This window comes from Thiobacillus sp., assembly GCF_030696885.1.
In the GTDB taxonomy this organism is placed as follows: domain Bacteria; phylum Pseudomonadota; class Gammaproteobacteria; order Burkholderiales; family Thiobacillaceae; genus Thiobacillus.
In genome coordinates, this window is record NZ_JAUYRI010000005.1 from 135,889 (window position 1) to 157,298 (window position 21,410).

Below are 21,410 nucleotides of genomic sequence, written 5' to 3' on the forward strand. Positions count from 1 at the left end.
CAACAAAGGGGGAGTCGTTGGAGACGTTGGAAGTAATACCAGATCCGGTTTCGTTGATTGAGGCGATGCGTGCGGTTGGTTATTCCGTTGAAGCCGCAATCGCTGATCTTATTGATAACAGCATCTCCGCACGGGCTGATGAAATCGATATCAAGTACGACGCATCGGACAATCCATTTGTCGCCATTCTAGACAATGGCTGGGGCATGGCTCCTGACAAGCTGACCAATGCAATGCGTCATGGGAGTCAAAACCCTACGGATGAGAGAGGTCCGGACGATCTGGGTCGATTTGGGTTGGGTCTGAAGACAGCATCGTTGTCGCAGTGCAGAAAACTCACGGTAGTCAGCAAACAAAACAGTGTCATAAGCGCCAGATGCTGGGATCTAGATGTAGTTCAAGCATCAGGTCGCTGGCTGGTAGTAGTACCGGAATACCGGGAGCTGGAAACACTTCCGATGTTTTCTCGTCTGCAGATGCTTGAGTCGGGAACGCTTGTCATCTGGCAGGATCTGGACAGGTTGACTGCGGGCGCTTCCGATCCACAGGGGGAAATGACTACAAAGCTGTCTTCCCTGTATGAGCATCTGGCGCTTGTCTTTCATCGATTCGCACAGAGGGAGGACGGGATCGGGCCAGTCAGAATGGCCGTAAACGGACTTCAGGTCCCACCGCGGGATCCATTCCTGAAAAGCAACACGTTTCGCCAGCCTCTCGAAGGTCAGGTGATCAGACACGAGAGAGGGGACGTGCAGGTTCTGCCGTTTATTCTTCCCCCAGTCAGCCATCTATCTCCGGATGAGATCAGCCTGGCCGGAGGCAAGGAAGGTCTGAGAGGGACACAGGGCTTCTACATCTACCGCAATCGGCGGCTTGTCATCTGGGGAACATGGTTCAGGCTCGTGCCGAAGGAAGAGTTCTATAAGCTGACCAGGGTGCAGGTCGATATTCCAAATTCTTTCGACGATCTGTGGGCACTGGACATCAAGAAATCAGTTGCATATCCGCCCGATGCAATCAGGATGCGACTGAAGGAGCTCATTCCGCATTTCGCCAATACCAGCAAGAAAACGGTGACATACCCGGGCCGAAAGCAAGGAGTCAGGGGGTTTGTTCCGCTCTGGACGAGGATTGAACCGCAACATGGATCATTCCGGTATGAGCTCAACATGGAGCACCCGGTGATTCAGTCTCTTTCGGCCAGACTTGCCCAAGATGATCAGAGATATTTTCAGACGCTGCTAAGTCTGTTCGGAGATGCCTTGCCGTTCGAATCCATCTATGCAGACATGTGTGCGGACCGCAGGGGGGGGGACGACGACGAGACTGTTGCCGGCTTGCTTGAGATTGCGACAAATCTACTTGAGGTTACCGGCCTTGGCGTAGATCAGCTCCTGAACATCGACCCAATCGTGCGTTATCCACAGCATCACGACAAACTTCGTGCGGAGTTGGAAAAATGAGCAGTGATCCCTTTCTGATCGCGGTCGGCATCATCGGGAGCCGTGAGCTTACAGATGAGTTGCTCAACGAGGTCATGGGCATGTTGCCCAAAATAACCGCTGATGTCGATGCGGAAGCTCTGGACATGATTCGCAAGCAGCTTGAAGCCACCATTGGGATAAGCATGGTGACTGGACAGGGACTTCATGGCGGCGACCAGGATCCGTGGCTTGAAGAGGTCAAGGCTTCGATCAAGTGGAATTACTGGAACGCATACACAACCGAGCTCAAGTCAAAGGGCTTCGGGAGAGAGGTAATCCGGGTTCTCGATGAGGATACTGACAATATCCTGAACGAGTGTGGTAATCCCGGAACCGGGCTCGGGTGGGGAGTACGGGGGCTCGTCATGGGGGATGTCCAGTCCGGCAAGACGGCGAACTACTGTGGTTTGATCAACAAGGCAGTCGATGCCGGTTACAAGTTCGTCGTTCTGCTTACCGGAATGATCGAAGAGTTGCGCGCCCAGTCCCAGGAACGGATGGACGTCGGATTTGTAGGGCGCGACAGCCGAACCATCTTTGAAGGCGAGCGCGAGAACAAGGCAATTGGTGCGGGGCGGTTCCGCACTGCCATGCCTAACGTGCTTACCTCGATTGATTTCGACTTTCTGGCTGCAAACAAGAAGGTTCTGGGAGGCATCCCACTGGAAAACATCAACGAGCCCGTGCTGCTCGTGATGAAGAAGAACAAGTCCCCGTTGCAGAATCTGATTGCGTTTCTCGATTCTCAGATGTCACAGGGGAAACATCTGCTTGCCCTGCCGCTTCTCCTTGTTGATGATGAGGCCGACAATGCATCGGTTAATGCAAAGAAGGATGAGGATCCGGCGACGATCAACAGACTGATTCGTGAGGTTCTCAAACGCTTCACTAAATCGACTTATGTTGGCTACACCGCAACGCCTTTTGCGAATGTCTTTATCAATCCGGACAAGGATGATGATCTCTTTCCGCGGAACTTTGTCTATTCACTCAACACTCCCAATAATTACATCGGCGCATCCAGCATCTTCTCCGAATCAGGAGCTCACGAATATCAGGTTCAAGACATCGACGATGCAGATCCCGTTTTCCCATACAAGCATAAGAAGGACCTGGTCATTGCGACCCTGCCTCGATCCTTTGGGGAGGCGCTGGAAACCTTCCTGCTCTCTTGTGCAGTTCGCGATCTGAGAAAGGAACCCCTCAGACATCGATCCATGCTGGTCAATGTGACCAGGTTCACGGATGTCCAGGCAAGACTCGCGACTCACATCAAGAGTGATCTGTATGCACTGACCGAAGACATCAAGCAGTATCTCGCAGACGATCAACTATGGAGCAGGCATTCGCGATTGAATGTGCTGTATGAGACTTGGCAGAAGCACTATTGCGGGAGTGGAGTAACTTGGGACCAAGTGAGGATGAGCCTTTATGAATCGATCGCTTCGGTAAAGGTCCTCACGATCAACCAGAAAAGTGAAGAGGCAGACCGACTGAACTACGGGGTCTACAAAAAATCCGAGAAAGGGAGGCGCGTGATTGCCGTTGGTGGCCTTACGTTGTCCCGCGGGTTGACGCTTGAGGGGCTGTGCGTCAGCTACTTTTACCGGAACTCGAAGGCATACGACACACTGCTCCAGATGGGCCGCTGGTTCGGCTATCGCCCGGGTTATGACGATCTCTGCAGAATCTGGATGGATCCCGACGTGCAAGAATGGTTTGCGTATGTGGCAGATGTTGTCGGGGAGCTGCGTCTGGATATTCGGCGCATGCATGCAAACCGCCAGCCGCCTAGCCGCTTCGGCATGAGGGTGAGATCACATCCGGATGCTCTGGTCGTGACGGCACTCAACAAGATGCGAAATTCCAAGCAGGTCGAGATAGCTGTTTCCTACAGTGAGTGTGGCGCCGAAACGCCATTTGTTCCGCGTGCCCCAGCTTCAAATGCAAAGAATCTGGTTTCGGTGGGCACATTTATCGATGCACTTGGCCCTACAGAGATGATCGGAAACAGATGCTACTGGCGGAAGGTGGGGGCACCGGTCGTTGCGGGCTTCCTGGAGAAGCTGGAAATATCCAACATGAACATGCATTTCATACCGGACATCTCCGGTCGGGAGCGCCCCATTCTGTCTTTCATCGGAGGGAACGGCATCGAAGCGCTGGATTCTTGGGATATCTGTCTTCCTCAGGGTGAAGGCAGCCAATTGTCTGAAATTGTCGTCCGCAGCATGGGTGGTGAAGTCACACATGCTCGCCCGCGCAAGCGTCAGTTCGAAAAGGTTCCAGAAGGGGCGGATTACCTGAAGCTGAACAAACAGCGTGTCGGAGAGATCAGTGACGAGATGGTTGATCTTTCCAAGGAAGATCTAGAGGCGGCGAAACTGGAATGGGAGGAAGAGAGGAGGAGCGATCCTGACAAGGGGGCCACGATTCCAGGCTACTTGTACAGACGGTATAGGCAGCGCCCGTTGCTGACCATCCACATCATCGAGCCCCGGGACCCCAGGCCTGATGCAAAACACAAAGATCGAATGATGTCGGCCGCAGATATCGAATCGTCGACGCTTGTTGCAGTCGGTCTTACGTTTCCAGGATTTGATGGGGGGAAAAAAGCGCTCGTGCCATATCAACTCAACAAGGTTGCCTTGCGCACCATGGGGTTGATTTCAGATCAGGACGACGAAGATGATGACGAAGATTGAAGAACTCTGGCGCGATGCCCTCCAACTGGCCAGAGACAAGCCGATTGAGGCTAATGGATATCGTCTGACCAGGATGGCGCCGGAAGCACGTTTCGACATATATGCCGGCGTCGATGCGTCATCCTTCGTGCTTCTGGCTATCGGTGTTCACGTGCGGCCGCCCAACATCACGATCGACTCGTCGTCGCTGGATTATTTTAGGCAACAGCGTCAGGATGGTTCGTGGCTGATGGTGCTGAGGCTTCGGCAAAATGGGCTCGAGGCTGTTTTCGGAAGACTGTGTCAGGATCTGGTCGATGCTGCTGAGGGCGTGCCTGATGAAAAGGCTCTTGTTGCCCTTTTCAAAGAGCGGCTCAACTTGTGGAAAAGATTGTTTCAGCATGGCGGAAGCGGATTCCTGCAGCCGCACGAGATCAAGGGCCTTGTCGCCGAAATGCTTGTGCTTGAGTCGTTGATTCAGGACGTTGCGCGAGATCTGCACGAGACCGTTTCCGGCTGGATAGGCCCGAAGGGAGCTGACCAGGATTTCATGTATTCGGACAGGGCACTTGAGGTGAAAGCATTGGGCCCCGGCGCCGAAAGTATTTCGATCTCGTCACTCGAGCAGCTCGATTGCGCTGTGCCGATGCATCTTGTCGTCATCGTGCTCAGACAGGCTACCCCTGGCGAACCGAGGGCAATTGGACTCAATTCACTGGTGGCGAGAATAGAGGGCATGATTGCCTCAAGCCCGGAAGCCCTGAACACCTTCAAGGAGCGTCTGCTCGAAGCATGCTACGTCGAGCATGAATTCTATGAAACAGTGCTGTTCGAAGCTGTGTCTCGTACCTGTTATCGGGTTGGTGATACTTTCCCCAAAATTACTGGTGACATGGTGTCTCCTGGCATAGTCAGCGCAAGTTATGCCATAGCAATCGATGCCATTGCCGCATTCAGGGATGGCGCACTGGCATGATGACCGACAAGTCGTTTCTTGATGAGCTTCGGCAGATTGTCATTCGACGGGCTGCCGCAATGCATCTTGTCGATACGATGGCATTCGTTTCAGAAGTTGCCGAGCGCCTCGAAGAGGATCCGGTGTTTGGTCAGTTTGTTCCAGTGGAGTACTCAGGAGTGGGCAGCAGAAACAAGCGGCAGCTCAGGGTCCATGGTTTTACCGAGTTGGACGAGTCGGACGGGACAATCGGACTGGTCATCGGGAAATGGTCTGATGCAGACGCGCCAGAGACGCTGACAACCGCTGCGATGAATCAGCTTTCAGGTTGGCTTGAGAATTTTGTCCTTGAGGCAGTCGATTCTGGGCTCAACGAACGCATCGCCGAGGCCAATCCGGCCTATGAGCTTGCCACCCAGTTGGGGAGTCTTGGGAAAAAAATAAACCGGATACGCTTGCATATATTTACTAATCAGCCTTTGAGTCAGAAATTCAAGGAGGAGGTATACGGGGAGGTTGCCGGAATCCCAGTTGAGAGACACATCTGGGATCTGCAGCGCCTGAAATCGATCTACGAGTCATCCCGGGAGCGCGAAGCAGTTGAGATATTCCTTTCGGATTTTGGTGTGGGGGGAATACCTTGCATCGAAGCGGTTCGCACCGACAATCTGCGATCCTTTCTTTGCGTCATTGAGGGGACATTGCTGGCCGACCTTTTTGAGCGTTATGGAAGCAGGCTACTCGAGGGCAACGTGCGAGCATTCCTCGGAATGAAGGGTGGCGTCAACAAGGGCATTCGCGCAACGATCCAGGATTCCCCATCATTGTTCTTCGCTTATAACAATGGCATTGCAGCTACTGCGGCAGATGTGACTGTAGAGAATGTTGATGGCAGACAGCTTGTGACTGGACTGGTTGATCTCCAGATCGTCAATGGCGGCCAGACTACCGCGAGCATTCTCAATGCGAGAAAGAAGGACCGTCTATCCCTGAGTGGCGTGACCGTCCAGATGAAGCTGACAGAGGTTAACCGCGACGATGCTCACGACCTGATCCCGAAGATTGCCCAGTATGCGAATACGCAGAACAAGGTTGCTGTGGCGGACTTCTTCGCCAATCACCCGTTTCACAGAAAAATCGAAGAAATATCACGAAGGATTCAGGTGCCAGCCAAGGCCGGTGCGAGAGTCCAGAGCAAGTGGTTCTACGAACGATCGCGTGGTCAGTTCCAGAATGAGCGCCTCTATCTGACCAAAGCCAAGAAGGATGCCTTCGATCTTGAGTATCCGACAGAACAGGTCATCAACAAGACTGAACTCGCCAAATATGACGGTGCTTGGCGAGAAAAGCCTCATTGGGTAAGCCTTGGTGCGCAGAAGAACTTCACTAAGTTTGCGGCGCAATTTTCAAGCAACGATCCCGATGTGACCGAGAGTGAATACTGGAACAAAGTCAGTCCGAACTATGGCGAATCCTACTATCAGCAAATTGTTGCGGTTGCCATCCTTTGGAAACGCACTGAATCGATCGTTTCGGCCGGTCGTGGTGACTGGTACGAGGGAGATTATCGACCGCAGATCGTGGCCTATTCCCTTTCCCTGCTGTTCCATTCTCTGCGTCACTCCGGGAATGAATTCGACCTCGGCCAGATATGGGCAAGACAAGGCATCGACGGGGGGCTTGAAAACTGCATCCGCAATCTGGCTCTCGCAGCTCAGAAGGCGATTCTCAATCCTCCGCAAGGCATGACTAACGTCGGCGAATGGTCCAAGAAAGAAGCTTGCTGGGAAATAATTAGGCAGATTTCAGTACCTTGCACCCAGCAGCTGGAGCAATGGTGCGTAGGCAAGGAAGAATACAAGAAGGTAAAGGCCGAAGGTAAAAAGCTTGGCATGCAAGATGACGGGATTGTCCTGCAGAAAACGGTCTATGAACTGAGTGGGGGGGGGTATTGGCTGGCGCTTCTCAAATGGTCGAAGATTTCAGAATATGTTTCCCCGGCTGAACGTACCCTGTTGGTCAGGGCCAGCACGGCTCAGGGCGTAATGAAGATCAACATCGAGAAGGACTGGCGTATCCTTCTCGAAATCAGAAAGCGGTGCGAGGACGAAGGGTTCAGGAAAGGTTGAGAATGTTTCTCACAACCTGGGCTATTTTGACTGCAAGCAACGGCGGCACGGCGTTACCAACCTGATGAAATTGCTGTGTGCGGTTGCCTTGGAAAAAATAATTGTCTGGAAAAGTCTGTAGACGCGCTGCTTCCCTGACCGTCAAGCTGCGGCACTGTATGGGATCAGGATGGATAAAGTAGTGCCCATCCTTGGAGATGTGACTCGTTATGGTAGTGGCCGGGCGATTGCCCAATTGGACCTTGAAGCGATCAGCAAACTTTCCGCTCTCCCAATTCTTGTGAGCGGGGCGAAGTCCCGGCAGATCGAATGCCGCATGTCCTTTTGGAGAGTATCCATGGGCGATTGCGTAGGCGGCAGCATATAGATAGCGACGAAGATCCGTTGTCATGTGGCTTCTGGCTTCATGATTCAGCCACACCCGTAGCTTCTTGTCTTTATACCAATCATTCAGTCTTGAGGCCGGCGCTTTGGCACCCCCCGTTTGGTTCAGCCGTAAAGCACCGGGGCTGAGGTCACTTGTTATTTTCATCTCAAGTGCACGTAACACCGCAACGAGCTTATCCAGATCATTTCTTGAGGCTGTTTGGTTCTGGAGTTCGCGCAAATGCTGCCTTACAGCAAAGGCCCATTTCTCGGAACTGTCCTGCTGCTTGCTTAGTTTGCTGCGCAATGGTGGCATGTCAGCGATTGCGTCACTCACGGTTGCCATGGTTGTCTCTTTCAAGGGACTAGGTGAGACCTTGATATCGTCTCTGATACCCAGAAGGATGACCCTGTGCCTAGCCTGTGGAATTTCGAATTTCTCGGACCGGATGATGTAATCATGAACGTCAATATCATCGGGCTCCATGCCCCGCTCATACACTGTCGGCGTAACCAGTGAGTGGATTCTGTAACCGCGACCAGACGCCTTCCCGAAAGCCAGGTTCGGATCAGCCAGATCACGCAGAATGGTATGAAATATCTGCTGCCCGCCAACTTTGGACGACAGGATGCCCTTTACGTTTTCCATAATGAAAACGGCTGGCTTGTATCGCTGAATGATTTTTAGATATTCCCGATACAGAAAGTGGCGATGATCATCCTCAGCGCAGTAATCGGTTTTGCCGCGATTTCTTGCACGTCCAACCAATGAATAGGCTTGACATGGGGGACCGCCAATCAGAATCCATGGTTCAGATGGCCCCAATCCAGACTTGTCCAGAATCGTGTTCAACTCCCGATTTCCTTCAACTGTACCGAGAGTGATACGACGAGCTTCCTTTTCTGCCTCTTTCCAAGCTTCTACCGTCTCGCGGTTCCATGGTTGTTCTGATTCGCCATTGCAGAATTGATAGTAACTATCTAGAGCCTGGCCACCTAACCGTTGCAAAATGCGATAAAAAGAACGCAGACGAAGTGTCTTGTGCGCGGATTCTTCCATTTCGGCAGAAACAAGAATCCTGAAGGCCTTTCCACCGTCAAGGGATGAAAAGCCTTCCCCTAGGCCCCCGGGGCCTGCAAAGAGATCAACAACGGGGATTGGCTTATTTCCTGACATTTACTGCAGTGTTAACTTTTGAAAATTCATGCCAGGTTACCAGGGATGGTGGACATAGTCGATAGCAGAACCCGCTCACGCATGATGGCGGGTATCAAAGGTAAAAATACGAAGCCAGAACTGGTTGTGCGGCGCTATCTGCACTCGAAAGGATTTCGCTATCGACTGCATGACAGCAAGTTGCCAGGCAAACCCGACTTAGTAATGCCCAAATACAAGCTGCTGATATTTGTGCACGGGTGCTTTTGGCATAGGCACCTAGGGTGCCGATATGCAACAAGCCCTGAACAGAATCGGGAGAAATGGGAGGAAAAGTTCAAGCGAAATGTCAAAAGAGATCAGCAGCAGATTAAGCAGTTGATTGACCAAGGGTGGAGGGTGCTTGTCATATGGGAATGCGCACTAAGATCACCCACGCCAGATCTTTCATGGCTACCCAAGTACATTAATTCAGCGAATGGATTATATGCGGAATGGCCACATGGTTCTTCTTGATTTAACAGCGCGTGAGGCGGTTGTAGTGACTGTCCGAGGTCAACCAGCGGGTGCATTCCTCAAAGACTGGTTGACGGGTATGCGGTCGTGCAGGGGGCATGTGTTAAAAATTGAGGTCTGTTCTGAGCGAGGTTTACACGGGCACATCTACTGCGTATATCAAGATGAACCAAAGCACCAAAATGCATGAAACGCTTTTCGCCAGCACCGAAGGCCGGATGCTGGGCATCGGCCTGGCGCTCACCGGGCTGATGCTGCTGGCGTTCGGGATCGGGTGGCACCTGTATCCGGACCACATTCTTCCCTACGCGATCATGACCGGGCTGAACCTGATCATCGGCCGCGAGGCGGGGATGTCCTTCGGCTATGCCAGCGGTTTTGGTCATGCCCAGGTGGTGCCGCTCAACATCCTGATCGAGACGATCCAGGTGCTGGTGATCTACCCACTGTTCGTGCAGAGCACGCGGCACCTGATCAGGCTGCGCAGGCTGGAGCCTTTCATCACGCGCATCCACCGCGCGGCGGAGTCCGGTGGGGGCGTGGTGCGCAAGTTCGGCATCGCCGGCCTGTTTGTTTTCGTGTTTGCGCCGTTCTGGATGACGGGGCCGGTGGTGGGGGCGATCATCGGGTTTCTGATCGGCTTGCGCCCCTGGGTGAATCTGGCGGTGGTGCTGGTGTCGACCTATATCGCGATTGGCCTGTGGGCGCTGCTGCTGAACGAGCTCAATGTCTGGGCGTCGGCCGTCAACCAGTACGCACCCTACCTGTTGTTCCTCGCGATCCTGCTGATCGCTGCCGCGATCGAGTGGGTGGCCCGGCATCGCGAGCGAGCCGCTCGAAGTGAACATGACTGAATACGCGCTGTTCCATGCTTTCGGTACTTGTTCATAACGACCGAAACGATGGAACCACAACGAATTGAAACAATGAGCGCTTCGCCTGATCCCTACGCCAGAATCTTCCTGCTGAGCCACATGCGCGCCTTCACCAGCCTGGCGGGGCATATTCTCGGCTCGCACCCGCAGATCAATGGCTATTACGAAATGCACCTCGGCTACGAGGAACCCGCTGCGCTGGACAGGCAGCTGGCGGCGTTGCGGCAGGACGAGGCGCTCAAACCGGGCAGCCGCTACCTGTTCGACAAGCTGCTGCACAACGACTATGCGCTAAAGCCCGAGCGGCTGGGGCGGGCCGATATCAAGATCCTGGTGGCGCTGGCGGAGCCGGCGCACACGATCAGGAGCATCGTGCATCTGTTCGCGCAGAAGCCGGACCCGGACCTGTATGCCTCGCCGGTGGCAGCGGCCAACTACTACATCGAGCGGTTGCGTGCGCTGGCCGGGTTTTGCCGGACGACCGATTGGCCCTACCGCTACTTTGATGCAGAGCTGCTGCAGCGCACGCCGGAGACGCTGCTGCCCAGGCTGACGGCATGGCTGGAACTGGATTCGCCCTTGAGCGAGCGCTACGAGGTGTTCAGCCAGACGGGGAAGGCGCGCCGGGGGGATACATCGGAGCGGGTTCGCAGCGGGCGGATCGACCGGGGGCGGAGCGATTATTCTGGGGTGGTGATTCCGGAGGAGGCGCTGCAGGCAGCAGCGGAGGCTTATCGGGAATGCCGGGAGGAGATTGTTGCGGGGGCGCGGGATTCGCTGGTGCTGTGAGGGCGGGCCGTTCCACAAGTCCACAGAACCCCAGCATCGTCACCCCGGTACCGTCACCCCGGCGCACGCCGGGGTCCAGCGCTTTGTTTGACTGGATTCCGGCCTTCGCCGGAATGACGATTCAGGGTGGTTAGCGTTTTCCTGCTTCTCCGTCAGAACAAACCATCCCACGCATCCCGCTCGGCACGGTAGTTCATCAAGGCCTCGACGATCTGCCGACGGCGCTCGGCGCGATGCCCGGCGGACTGGATCTGGTGCCAGGCGGTGGCGTGCTCGCCAAAGTTGCGGTCGATGTTGTCGACAAACGTGCGCACCTGCCCGAGTGCGTGGGCGATGGCGGGCGCGTGCTCGCCGGCATGCAGCCACCAGTGGCCGGCGTCGAACACCAGCGCGCGCAGTTGCCGGCTTTTCTCGCCGATGGCCTGGTGCTTGTGCTGGTACAGCGCCAGCAATTCGGCTTCTTTCTGCGCGAGGGCGGCTTCGATCGCGTCCCGGGCAAAGGGTTGGTTCACGTCGGCGCGCTTCACCAGGTCTTCGGTGGCAAACAGCATCAGGTCGCCGAAGAACTGGCGCTCAAATTCGTTGGATACATCGACGCTGGCCTCGCCCACGTCCACGCCGGGGCGAAAGTCGTCGCCGGGGCCCGCCGCGGTGGTGCGCCGGTGCAGGTTGGGCATGTTGAACGAGGCAAAGCGGGGGCCGATTTCGGCGGCGATCAGCCGCCCGGCGGTGGGGCCGGACATGCGCAGGCGCAGGTGGCCAAAGGGGATGACGTATTTCAGCCCGGCGTAGTTGACGATGTAGTTGCCGGGATACACGGTGCGCGCGGGGGCAAGCTGGGTGTAGCCGTTGCCGTAGGCGAACTGGGTTTTGCGCGTGAGGTGCTCGCCAAAGAAGAAGGCATTGAGCCGCTGCGCAAAATCCGCCAGGCACGCGCTGTGGTCGTGTTCGCCGGCAAGGCGGCAGGCATAGGGAAAGGTCGCCGGCTGGGTGTCAAAGCCGAACAGCTTGGCCATGTCGTGATAGGCGGCGTCGCCGGCCACCGGCCCCTGCGCGCCATGGAATGTGCACGGGTCAGCGCTGCCCAGCGTGGCCAGCCGCGCGAAGAAGGCGGCGACGTCGTCGAGGAAGTTGGCGGCCATCACCGCCGGCGACACCGGCGGGTCGCCGACCATCTTGCCGGTGAGCATTAGGGTGTCGGTGCTGCGAAAGATGCGGTCGATGGCGTGGAAGTAGGGCAGTGCGTAGACGATTTCTTCGCCGGTGCCGGTCTGCCGGTTCACGCACAGGCTCTCGTCGCTGTCGACCAGGTAGTACAGCGTGCGGTCGCGGTCCTGCGTCAGCTGCAGAAACTTGAGGTAGCAGAGATTGCGGTTGGCGGCCTGGCCCTTGAGGTAGAAGCGTTCCTTCGGCTGCGTGGTGAGGAGATTCCCCAGCCGTTCGCGCTGCGGCGGCGGCAGTGCGTGCAGCAGGTCGTATTGCTCGTCGAGCCCGTAGTGGACGACCTGCAGGCCTTTCTGCCGGTATTCGTCGACCAGCGCCTGGTGACGGCGCACATTGGCTTCGTCGCGGCTGTCTTCGGCGACGACGACCTGGATCATTTCCCATACGCCCGAGGCGTGGCCGCCGTAGTCGTACAGCGCGCACACCTGGTAAATGCTTTCGAGGCAGGCGCGCAGGTGGGGCGGGCGGTCCGCCACCGGGATGGCGAGGACGAAATGATGGCGGTCGTCGGGGGTTGGGCGATGCTGCCGGAGCAGCACTTCCTGCTCGCGGAACAGCGACTGGTAGGTCGCCAGCAGCGGGTGGAAGTCGGCTTCGCCGGACCACATGGCCTGTTCCAGCAGGGGGGTGCAGGTTTCGTAGAGCGCGAGGCAGGCGTCGGGGGCGTCTGCACGCTGCAGTTGCGTGCCCAGTTCATTCAGTTCGGGGATGACGGCGCGATAGCGCGCGATGCAATCCCGCAGGCAGGCGGTGGCCGTTTCCTTCCAAGCGCCCGCGCTTGCCGGAAAGTGGAGGGGGCGTTGGTTTGCCGGAAGGTTTATCGACACTGAGGCTGCGCGTGCGGAGCGCGGGTACGAAGCAAAGGCCTAATAGTACCCGCCCACGACGCAAACCCGGATGGCCTGCCCGCATCCTGTAGCGTTCGCCCGCCTGGCGACTAAATTGAAATTGCAACCATCAATACGGATACATAAATAAAGGACAGGCCATGAATACACGCATTTTGCTGCTTGCCTTGTGCATCGGCTTGGCGCTGCCCGCGGCAGCGCAGGACGCGGTGCGCGGCAAAGCGCTGTTTGAGTCGAACTGCATGCGCTGCCACCGCGATGGCGCGACCAGCCTGAAGACGGCGCCGGCGGACCTGCCGGCGTTGCTGGCGGACAAGTCGGTGCGGGCACATCGCTTTACGCTGACCGAGGCCGAGGTGCAGGACATCGTGGCCTGCCTGGCCGCGACCCGGGCGCCGCAGTAGTCGGCCGGGGGTCTGGCCGCAGCCATCTTGCGGACGGCGTTCGTGGAGCGGTCGGTTCATGGGCACTGGGGCGGCGCATGTGCGTGCCCGCTGCGAGGCAGAGGCGTAACACTACCTCCCTGCGCATCAAACACGGGTGCTTAGGGTGGGGTCCACCACGCGGAGGCGTCCGGGTCTCACCCGCGGAATAACCAGCAAGTGAATACCGATGCGCGACTTTACAGGGCCCAGGGATTGAACGCCTGCGGGTGCAGGCCAAAGTCCTGCACGTTGCGCGTGACCACGGTGAGGCCGTGGCACTGGGCGGTGGCCATGATCAGGCCATCCATCACCGGAAGGGGGCGCCCGGCGAGTTCGGACTGGGCAGCGAGTTGCGCCCAGCCGTGCAGGGCAGCGGCGTCGAGGGGCAGGATGCGGCCGGCGAAGCGTTGTTCCACCTTGCCAAGCCAGGCGGTGAGTTTCTGGCTGCGGCGGGGATCGGTGGCTCGCAGCTTGAGGATGCCCTTTTCGATCTCGCCCAGGGTAACGACGCTGAGGTGGAGGCTGGATTCGTCCTGCTCATCCAGCCAGGCGATGACCTGTGGCGCGGGCGATTTCCTGAGGTATTCGGAGAGGACGCAGGTGTCCAGCAGCCAGCTCATAGCTCGACGTTGCGGCCGGTGTCCGGGCTGCGGGTGAAGTCCAGGTCCTCGCCTGCGAGGTCGGGCTGCAACAGCGCGGTGGAAAGCTTGCCCCGGCGCGGGCGGGTGAGCTTTGCGTAGGCTTCCGCCGACACCACCACGGCGGTCGGCTTGCCGTGCACAGTGACGACCTGGACGTCGCCGCTTGCGGCGTCCTTGATCAGCTGGCTCAGATTGTTCTTCGCTTCCTGCAATTGCCATTCGCTGTGCATGATGCGCTCCTGCTTATTCTGGCTAGTCTGGCCAGAATATAGCACGGTGCGGGCGGGTTGGCCATCGCCCGCTGCATCGGGCGATCGGTTCATGCTCGCAAGCGCACCCGCCGCTCCACCGTCAGCACATCGCCCGCAGCGTCCAGCACCGCATACAGCCGCGGCTGCGGACGGCCGGCCCAGGTGGGGGCGGGAATGGGGCTGTCCAGATAGACCACCTGCGCGCCGTCGAACTGCTTTTCGACCTGGCCGCGGGCGAGCAGGTCGTTAAGGGCGGCGATGGAAATCCCGCGCTGCTTCATGCGGCTGAAGGCGAGGGGGCTGATCTTTCCGAGTTTCATCATGAGGGGGCTCCTGTTTGGCTGCGCGGGCGGTAGGCCATCGCGCAGTGGCGTTTTCCGGATTGGGTATTTATACTGTACACACATACAACTGTACATGCATACAGTATTTGGAGGAAGCCCCATGAAAGATCTGACCCCCCGCCAGGAAGAAATCCTGAATCTGATCCGCGAATGGATCGAGACCACCGGTGGGCCGCCGACGCGGGTGGAGATTGCGCAGCACTTCGGCTTCAGTTCGCCCAACGCGGCGGAGGCGCACCTCAAGGTGCTGGCGAAAAAGGGCGTGCTGGACCTGGTGCCGGGGACCTCGCGTGGCATCCGGCTCAAGGGTGGTGGCGGGCTACCGCTGGTGGGCCGAGTGGCTGCCGGCAGCCCGATCCTGGCGCAGGAAAACATTGAGCGGCACTACCAGCTCGACGCCGCGATGTTTTCGCCGCGCGCGGACTATCTGCTGAAGGTGCAGGGCATGAGCATGAAGGATGCCGGCATCCTCGACGGCGACCTGCTCGCGGTGCACCGCATCGGAGAGGCCCGTGCCGGGCAGGTGGTGGTGGCGCGCATCGGCGACGAGGTCACGGTCAAGCGCTTTCAGCAGCGCGGCCACACGGTGCGGCTGCTGCCGGAAAACCCCGAGTTCGAGCCGATCGTGGTCGACCTCAAGCGCCAGGAGCTGGTCATCGAGGGCATTGCGGTGGGGGTGATCCGCAGCGGCAAGAGTCTGTGAACGCGCGCTGAAACGGCTGTGCCTGGGCGGCAGCCGTACAACTTCAGTTTGAACAGGGAGGCATCACAATGAGCACAGGGCTGGGTGAAATCGTTCTGTACCGGGCGGCCGACGGCGGGCCGGCGTTGGATGTGCGGCTGGAGCGGGAGACGGTGTGGCTCTCACAAGCTCAGCTTGTGGATTTGTTCCAGCGAGATCAATCCGTTATTTCCAGACATTTACGCAATGTCTTCAAGGAGGGCGAATTGCCGGAAGAAAGCAATATGCAAAAAATGCATATTGCCGGTTCTGACAAGCCAGTCGTCTTCTACAACCTCGACGTCATCATCTCCGTCGGCTACCGGGTCAAATCCCTGCGCGGCACCCAGTTCCGCATCTGGGCCACCAACGTGCTGCGCCAGCATCTGGTGCAGGGCTACACCGTGCACGCGCAGCGGCTGAAGGAGCTCAACCAGGCGGTGCGACTGGTTGCCGACGTGGCGCATCGCCGCACGCTGAGCGGTGACGAGGCGACCGCGCTGCTCGAAGTGGTGGCCGACTATGCCTACGCGCTGGAGGTGCTGGACGACTACGACCACCAGCGGGTGCGGCTGGGCGAGGTGTCGGCCGGCCCGGTGGCGGCGCTGGATCTGGACGAGGCGCGCCAGGTGATCGCCCGCATGGGGGAACGCTTCGGCGCCACCGGTTTGTTCGGCCGGGAAAAGGACGAGGGGCTGGAAGGTTCGCTGGCAGCGGTGATGCAGAGCTTCGGCGGGCAGGAGATGTATCCCAGTCTGGAAGAAAAGGCGGCGCACCTGCTGTATTTTCTGGTGAAGAACCACCACTTCGTCGACGGCAACAAGCGCATCGCGGCAGCGCTGTTCCTGTGGTTTTTGCAGAAGAACCTGGCGCTCTACCGTGCCGATGGCGGCAAGCGCATCGCAGACAATGCGCTGGTGGCAATGACGCTGCTGATCGCCGAGAGCCGGCCGGACGAGAAGAACGTGCTGACGCGGGTCGTGGTGAACCTGATCAACCGGCAGAACGCGTGACCAAGAGGGATGCCGGCTGTCCTGCCACGCATGCCGGTGGTGCCGACAGGAATGGACGCGCTGATCGCAGAATGGCATTCTGTTGCCGATGGACCGCCGGATAAACACCTTGGAACGCCGCAAACCGAGCCGCTTTGAAGGCTTGATCAAAGTCGCCGGCATGCTGCCCTGGTGGTTCGGCGTGGCACTCGCGCTTGGGGTGTATTTCGGGCTGCACAGCATGGTCGCCAGCGAGGGGACGCTCGTCTGGCAGCCGGACATGACGGACCCATTCCCCAGCCAGGACATTTTCATCACGCTGGCCATGATCGGCCAGTATCTGTTGCCGCTTGTTTTGCTGCTGGTCGCGGCGGTGTCGGCCTACGACCGCTACAAGAACCATGCCTTGCACAAACGGGTGGCGACCAGCCCGGACCGGCGTGCGCTCAGCAATATCAGCTGGCGGCAGTTCGAGGCCCTGGTGAGCGATGCGTTTCGGCGCCGGGGCTATTCGGTGCGGACGACGGGCAGCGGGATGCCCGATGGCGCTGCAGATCTGACGCTGAAGAAGGACGGCCAAACCTATCTGGTGCAATGCAAGCAGTGGCGCGCGTCGCGGGTGGGCGTCAACACGCCGCGCGAACTCTATGACGTGATGGCATCCCGCAGCGCGGCCGGTGGTTTTGTGCTGACGTCGGGCATTTTCACCGACGAGGCCCGCGCGTTTGTCCGCAGCAAGAACATCGAACTGATGGACGGCAAGGCGCTGCTGGAGTTGATTGGCAAGGTGCGTGCGCCGGTCAAGTTTTTTCGGGACCCGCTCAGCATCAATACGACTGGCGCGCCTTTTTGCCCGGAATGCCAAAGCCGGATGGTGATGCGCAAGGCCAAACACGGCCCCAATATGGGCAAGGACTATTGGCGCTGCGCACGCCACCCGGACTGCAAGGGCACGCGGCAGGCCTGAACGGGTGGCCGCTGTCCATTTTCACCGTGGCTGACGAACCCAATCAAGTGGAGTACCTCCTGAGCGAAGCCAGCCTGCGCGATTTGACGACGCGCTTTCCCCGTCCCGGTCGCATCGAGGCGATCTACCTGCGGCCGCAGCGCCGCGGCGAGGTGGCGGCGGTGGATTCCGTGATGGCGATAGCCGGGGTGGGGCTGGATGGCGACCACTACGCACAGCCGTCACGCAGCCGGACAGAAGGCGGCAAGCGGCAGGTGACGCTGATCCAGGCCGAGCATCTGCCGGTGCTGGCGGCCCTGTCCGGACAGGCGCAAGTGGACGCGGCCGGGCTGCGGCGCAACCTGGTGGTGGCGGGGCTGAATCTGCTGGCGGCGCGCACGCTGTTTCGCGACCGGCCGCTGGTGCTGCGCATTGGCGATGCGGTGATGCTGGAACTGACCGGCGAGTGCGATCCCTGCTCGCGGATGGAAGCGGTGCTGGGGCCGGGCGGGTATAACGCCATGCGCGGGCATGGCGGCGTCAATGCACGCATTCTGACGGGCGGACTGATCCGGGTGGGCGATGCGGTGGGGTGTGAAGCGGCACCGGGCTAGCATGCTGCATCGAGACAGGTGCGCCGCGCGCGCCCAGTCTGGCTATCATGAGAACGTATATTCCGGTGCCGGCCTGGCCAGGCGCCGCAACGCAAGCAACCAGGAGGAAGACGTATGAAAATCGGACACATTGCATGGCCGTTGTTGGGAATCGCCGGCATGGCGATGGCGCAGGGGGACTACTCGACGACCGCGCCGGCCGCAGCAGTGGTGCAGGAACCCACACCGCAACAGGTGGTGGTAAGAACCAGCACCCGGCCGCTGAAAGAAACCGGACCGGATCTGCGGCGTTGCCTCGAGCTGAAAACCCAAGCGGCGATCATCCGCTGCGCCGAGACCGGCCGCAGACGGTAAGCGGAAAACCGGCACGCGAGGTGTTCTGGAGGGAGACTCGATCGATGCGTCAGGGCAGTCGTATGCCGCAGTTGCGATCAGTACAGCTGGTTCTGGTTGCCGGCGTGGCCGGATTTCTGGTCGGGCTGGCGGGCATTCTGCTTGCGCAGGATGTGCTGTGGATCCGTTTTTTCGACAACCTGCACTGGACGGCGGGAACCCTCACCGCGGCGGCCCTGGCGTGGTTCGGGGTGCGCGCGGCGCCGGTCGATAGCGCACGGGGGCTGCGCTGGATCGCGATCGGCCTCAGCGCGTATGCGGTCGGGCAGCTGATCTGGAACGTGCAGACGCTGCTTGGCTTTACCGGCTTCCCGACACCTTCCGACCTGTTTTATCTGTGGCTGGGCCCCTGCGTTGCGGCAGGCTTGCTGATCGAGGCCTTTCGTCTGGCCGACCGCACCCAGCGCAAGACCCTGGCGCTGGATGCCGCCATCCTTGCCATTGCCGTCCTGACGCTGGTGCTGGTGCTGTATCTGCCCAGGCGCGGCGATACGGCGCTGCTGCCGCTGGCCGTGCTGGTGACTTATCCGGTGAGTCTGCTTGCGGCAGTATGTATCGGCCTGGTTGCAGCGCCCACCCTGCGTTTGAAGTTTTCGTGGAGCTATGCGCTGTTCCTGCTTTCGCTGCTGGGCACGGGCGCGTGCTGGATGGGGTGGAACGCGCTGGCGCTTGATGGCACTACCCTCGACGGGGCCTGGTTCAACAGCCTGTTTTCCGTGTCGGTGATGGGAATGGGCCTGGCCACGCTGTACTGGAACATCGAAATCTCGAGCAATGCCGCATGGGAGCGATGGAGCGAAGGGGCGCTGCGTGTGCTGCCGCTGGCAGCGGTCGTGCTGGCCAGCCTGGCGGTGCTCCTGTCTGAACCCAACGACGGCATACCCCAGGCGGTCCATCACGTAATCGACATGGGTGCGCTGGTGGTCATCGTACTGGCCATGCTCAGGCAAGGCATGCTGCTGAAGGAACACGCCCTGCTGAAAACCGTTACCCGCAAACTGGAAGAAAGCGAGCAGCAAAAACACCAGATCCTGAATACATTGCCCGACCTCATCTGGCTCAAGGATGCGAATGGGGTCTACCGCATGGGCAATCCGGCTTTGGCGCGTTTTTTCGGTGTCCCCGAAGCGGAGGTTGTGGGCAAGACCGATTTTGATTTTTTTGAACCCGAGCAGGCGCGCCTGTTTCGTCAGATGGACCAGGCGGCCGTGGATGCCGGGCGGGCCAAGCAGAACGAGGAATGGGTGATCGCTGCAGACGGAGGCACGATACTGGTCGAGACCATCAAGACACCCCTGTGCGACCGCAGTGGCAAGGTCATCGGTGTGCTGGGCGTTGCGCGCGACATCACTGAACGCGAGCGCGCAAGCCGTCAAGTGGCGCTGCTGGATTTCGCACTGGACCATGTAAAGGAAGCGGCCTATATGGCCGACGAGCAAGGCTGTTTTCACTATGTAAACAGTGAGGCGTGCAGGGTGTTGGACCATACGTGCGACGCGCTCATGAACATGCGGGTGATAGACGTCGACAACGTGATCACGCAGCCCGAGCAGTGGCAGGCGCTCTGGGATCAACTTAAGGAGCTCAAGACCCTCATCTTCGAGAGCCATCACAAGGCGCGCGATGGCACGGTGTTCCCGGTGGAAATCAACGCCAATTATTTCGAGTTTTCCGGTCAGCCCTATGTGCTGGGCCTGGTGCGCGACATCACCGAGCGCAAGCAGGTGGAGCAGCAGATCCGTGACCTGGCCTATTTCGATGTGCTGACCCAGTTGCCCAACCGGCGGTTGCTGATGGACCGCCTCGGCCATGCGCTGGCTACCAGCGAGCGCAGCCAGGCGTACGGCGCGCTGATGATCCTGGATCTGGACCATTTCAAGACGCTCAACGACACCCAGGGCCACGATGTCGGCGACCGGCTGCTGGTTGAAGTGTCGCGACGCCTGACTGCCAATGTGCGCCAGCAGGACAGCGTGTGCCGCCTGGGCGGCGACGAATTCGTGGTGCTGCTGGAAGGCCTGGGCCCGGACGAGGCGCACGCCGTCAGCCAGGCTGAGACGATCGCGGAGAAGGTGCGTTTCGCGCTCAACCAGCCCTATGCGCTGGACGTCAGCGGCATGAAATTCCACAGCACCACCAGCATCGGCCTGGCGCTGTTCCGCGGGCAGGGGGCTTCGACCGATATGCTGATGAAACAGGCCGATGTTGCGCTCTACCAGGCCAAGGATGGCGGACGCAATCTGGTCCGTTTTTTCAACCCGGCGATGCAGGCGGCGATCGACTCGCGCATGGTGATGGAAGCGGCGTTGCGTCAGGCATTGGACAAGGGCGAATTCCGGCTCTATTACCAGCCCCAGGTTGATCAGGACGGCGGCCTGATTGGAGCCGAGGCCCTGCTGCGCTGGCTGCCAGCGAACCCGGGCATGGTGTATCCGGCCGAATTCATTCCGCTTGCCGAGGAGACCGGACTCATCCTGCCGATCGGAAAATGGGTGCTGGATACGGCCTGCGCCCAGCTCAAGATATGGGAGCGCGATCCGCGTACGCGCGCGCTCCAGATGTCGGTCAATGTCAGTGCGCGGCAATTCCATCAGCCCGACTTCGTGGAAACGGTGCAGCAGAGCCTCACGTCGAGCGGCATCGATCCGTCCCGCCTCAAACTTGAGCTAACCGAGAGCGTGGTGCTCGACAACGTTGATGCGGTGATCAGGCAAATGCAGCAGCTCAATGCGCTGGGGGTGAGCTTCTGCCTGGATGACTTCGGGACCGGCTATTCGTCCTTGTCCTACCTCAAGCGCCTGCCGCTGGACCAGGTGAAGATCGATCAATCCTTTGTCCGCGATGTGACGGTGGATGCCAACGATGCTGCCATCGTGCGGGCCATCATGGCGCTGAGCCGCTCGCTGGGCTTGCAGGTCATTGCCGAGGGCGTGGAAACCCAGGCGCAGCGGGATTTTCTGCTGGCGAACGAGTGCAGGGCGTATCAGGGGCTGCTGTTCTGCCGCCCGATCCCAATCGACGAATGGGCCAGCCTGCTGGCCCCGGCTGCCTGATTAT

Annotated in this window: 19 protein-coding genes; 14 read left to right on the forward strand and 5 right to left on the reverse strand. The window is 58.9% G+C overall.

Annotated elements, in window-relative coordinates:
* Positions 1-17 precede the first annotated feature (17 nt).
* The 4 genes from Q8R61_RS01755 to Q8R61_RS01770 are packed head-to-tail and all read left to right on the forward strand — an operon-like array spanning position 18 to position 7,252.
* Positions 18-1,463, forward strand: a complete 1,446-nt coding sequence (locus Q8R61_RS01755; RefSeq protein WP_305533589.1) for an ATP-binding protein — start codon at positions 18-20, stop codon at positions 1,461-1,463.
* Complete coding sequence (locus tag Q8R61_RS01760) at positions 1,460-4,189, forward strand: Z1 domain-containing protein (protein WP_305533590.1); 2,730 nt, start codon at positions 1,460-1,462, stop codon at positions 4,187-4,189. The genes Q8R61_RS01755 and Q8R61_RS01760 overlap by 4 nt, the downstream gene beginning before the upstream one ends.
* Positions 4,173-5,144, forward strand: a complete 972-nt coding sequence (locus tag Q8R61_RS01765; RefSeq protein WP_305533591.1) for a PD-(D/E)XK motif protein — start codon at positions 4,173-4,175, stop codon at positions 5,142-5,144. The genes Q8R61_RS01760 and Q8R61_RS01765 overlap by 17 nt, the downstream gene beginning before the upstream one ends.
* On the forward strand, positions 5,141-7,252 hold the full coding sequence (locus Q8R61_RS01770; RefSeq protein ID WP_305533592.1) for an AIPR family protein: 2,112 nt from the start codon (positions 5,141-5,143) through the stop codon (positions 7,250-7,252). Before Q8R61_RS01765 ends, Q8R61_RS01770 begins: the two co-directional genes overlap by 4 nt.
* Here the strand turns inward: Q8R61_RS01770 and Q8R61_RS01775 are convergent.
* Positions 7,239-8,795: a DNA cytosine methyltransferase gene (locus Q8R61_RS01775; RefSeq protein WP_305533593.1), complete on the reverse strand. Its 1,557-nt coding sequence runs from the start codon at positions 8,793-8,795 to the stop codon at positions 7,239-7,241. The two genes, Q8R61_RS01770 and Q8R61_RS01775, sit on opposite strands and share 14 nt — an antisense overlap.
* A gap of 45 nt (positions 8,796-8,840) precedes the next feature.
* On the opposite strand from Q8R61_RS01775, the gene Q8R61_RS14915 reads away from it, so the two are divergent.
* The 3 genes from Q8R61_RS14915 (at position 8,841) to Q8R61_RS01785 (ending at position 10,954) form a co-directional block, all read left to right on the forward strand.
* Entirely contained in the window at positions 8,841-9,290 is a 450-nt protein-coding gene (locus Q8R61_RS14915; protein ID WP_371133532.1) for a very short patch repair endonuclease, read from the forward strand.
* 182 nt (positions 9,291-9,472) lie between these two features.
* Entirely contained in the window at positions 9,473-10,144 is a 672-nt protein-coding gene (locus tag Q8R61_RS01780) for a small multi-drug export protein (protein WP_305533594.1), read from the forward strand.
* Between the two features lie 72 nt (positions 10,145-10,216).
* Entirely contained in the window at positions 10,217-10,954 is a 738-nt protein-coding gene (locus Q8R61_RS01785; RefSeq protein WP_305533595.1) for a hypothetical protein, read from the forward strand.
* Positions 10,955-11,106: 152 nt separating this feature from the next.
* On the opposite strand, the gene Q8R61_RS01790 is transcribed toward Q8R61_RS01785, so the two are convergent.
* Positions 11,107-13,005, reverse strand: coding sequence for a hypothetical protein (locus Q8R61_RS01790; protein ID WP_305533596.1), 1,899 nt, complete (start codon positions 13,003-13,005; stop codon positions 11,107-11,109).
* Between the two features lie 161 nt (positions 13,006-13,166).
* Between Q8R61_RS01790 and Q8R61_RS01795 the strand changes: the two genes are divergently transcribed.
* Positions 13,167-13,430: a cytochrome c gene (locus Q8R61_RS01795; RefSeq protein WP_305533597.1), complete on the forward strand. Its 264-nt coding sequence runs from the start codon at positions 13,167-13,169 to the stop codon at positions 13,428-13,430.
* A 218-nt stretch (positions 13,431-13,648) separates the two neighbouring features.
* Here Q8R61_RS01795 and Q8R61_RS01800 read toward each other — a convergent pair whose 3' ends face one another.
* The 3 genes from Q8R61_RS01800 to Q8R61_RS01810 all read right to left on the reverse strand — a co-directional run bounded on the left by Q8R61_RS01800 (position 13,649) and on the right by Q8R61_RS01810 (position 14,666).
* Positions 13,649-14,071, reverse strand: a complete 423-nt coding sequence (locus Q8R61_RS01800; RefSeq protein ID WP_305533598.1) for a type II toxin-antitoxin system VapC family toxin — start codon at positions 14,069-14,071, stop codon at positions 13,649-13,651.
* Positions 14,068-14,322 (reverse strand): type II toxin-antitoxin system Phd/YefM family antitoxin, encoded by a 255-nt coding sequence (locus Q8R61_RS01805; protein WP_305533599.1) that lies wholly within the window; start codon positions 14,320-14,322, stop codon positions 14,068-14,070. The genes Q8R61_RS01800 and Q8R61_RS01805 overlap by 4 nt, the downstream gene beginning before the upstream one ends.
* 89 nt (positions 14,323-14,411) lie before the next feature.
* Positions 14,412-14,666, reverse strand: a complete 255-nt coding sequence (locus Q8R61_RS01810) for a hypothetical protein (protein ID WP_305533600.1) — start codon at positions 14,664-14,666, stop codon at positions 14,412-14,414.
* Between the two features lie 121 nt (positions 14,667-14,787).
* Between Q8R61_RS01810 and lexA the strand changes: the two genes are divergently transcribed.
* The 6 genes from lexA (at position 14,788) to Q8R61_RS01840 (ending at position 21,406) form a co-directional block, all read left to right on the forward strand.
* Complete coding sequence (gene lexA / locus Q8R61_RS01815) at positions 14,788-15,390, forward strand: transcriptional repressor LexA (protein WP_305533601.1); 603 nt, start codon at positions 14,788-14,790, stop codon at positions 15,388-15,390.
* A gap of 263 nt (positions 15,391-15,653) precedes the next feature.
* Positions 15,654-16,421 carry a virulence protein RhuM/Fic/DOC family protein gene (gene rhuM, locus Q8R61_RS01820; protein ID WP_305533602.1) on the forward strand — a complete coding sequence of 256 codons (768 nt, stop codon included), beginning with the start codon at positions 15,654-15,656 and terminating at the stop codon, positions 16,419-16,421.
* A gap of 88 nt (positions 16,422-16,509) precedes the next feature.
* Positions 16,510-17,367 carry a restriction endonuclease gene (locus Q8R61_RS01825; RefSeq protein ID WP_305533896.1) on the forward strand — a complete coding sequence of 286 codons (858 nt, stop codon included), beginning with the start codon at positions 16,510-16,512 and terminating at the stop codon, positions 17,365-17,367.
* A gap of 47 nt (positions 17,368-17,414) precedes the next feature.
* Positions 17,415-17,960, forward strand: coding sequence for an MOSC domain-containing protein (locus Q8R61_RS01830; RefSeq protein WP_305533603.1), 546 nt, complete (start codon positions 17,415-17,417; stop codon positions 17,958-17,960).
* Positions 17,961-18,074: 114 nt separating this feature from the next.
* Complete coding sequence (locus Q8R61_RS01835; RefSeq protein ID WP_305533605.1) at positions 18,075-18,314, forward strand: hypothetical protein; 240 nt, start codon at positions 18,075-18,077, stop codon at positions 18,312-18,314.
* Positions 18,315-18,376: 62 nt separating this feature from the next.
* On the forward strand, positions 18,377-21,406 hold the full coding sequence (locus Q8R61_RS01840; RefSeq protein ID WP_305533607.1) for an EAL domain-containing protein: 3,030 nt from the start codon (positions 18,377-18,379) through the stop codon (positions 21,404-21,406).
* Positions 21,407-21,410 lie beyond the last annotated feature (4 nt).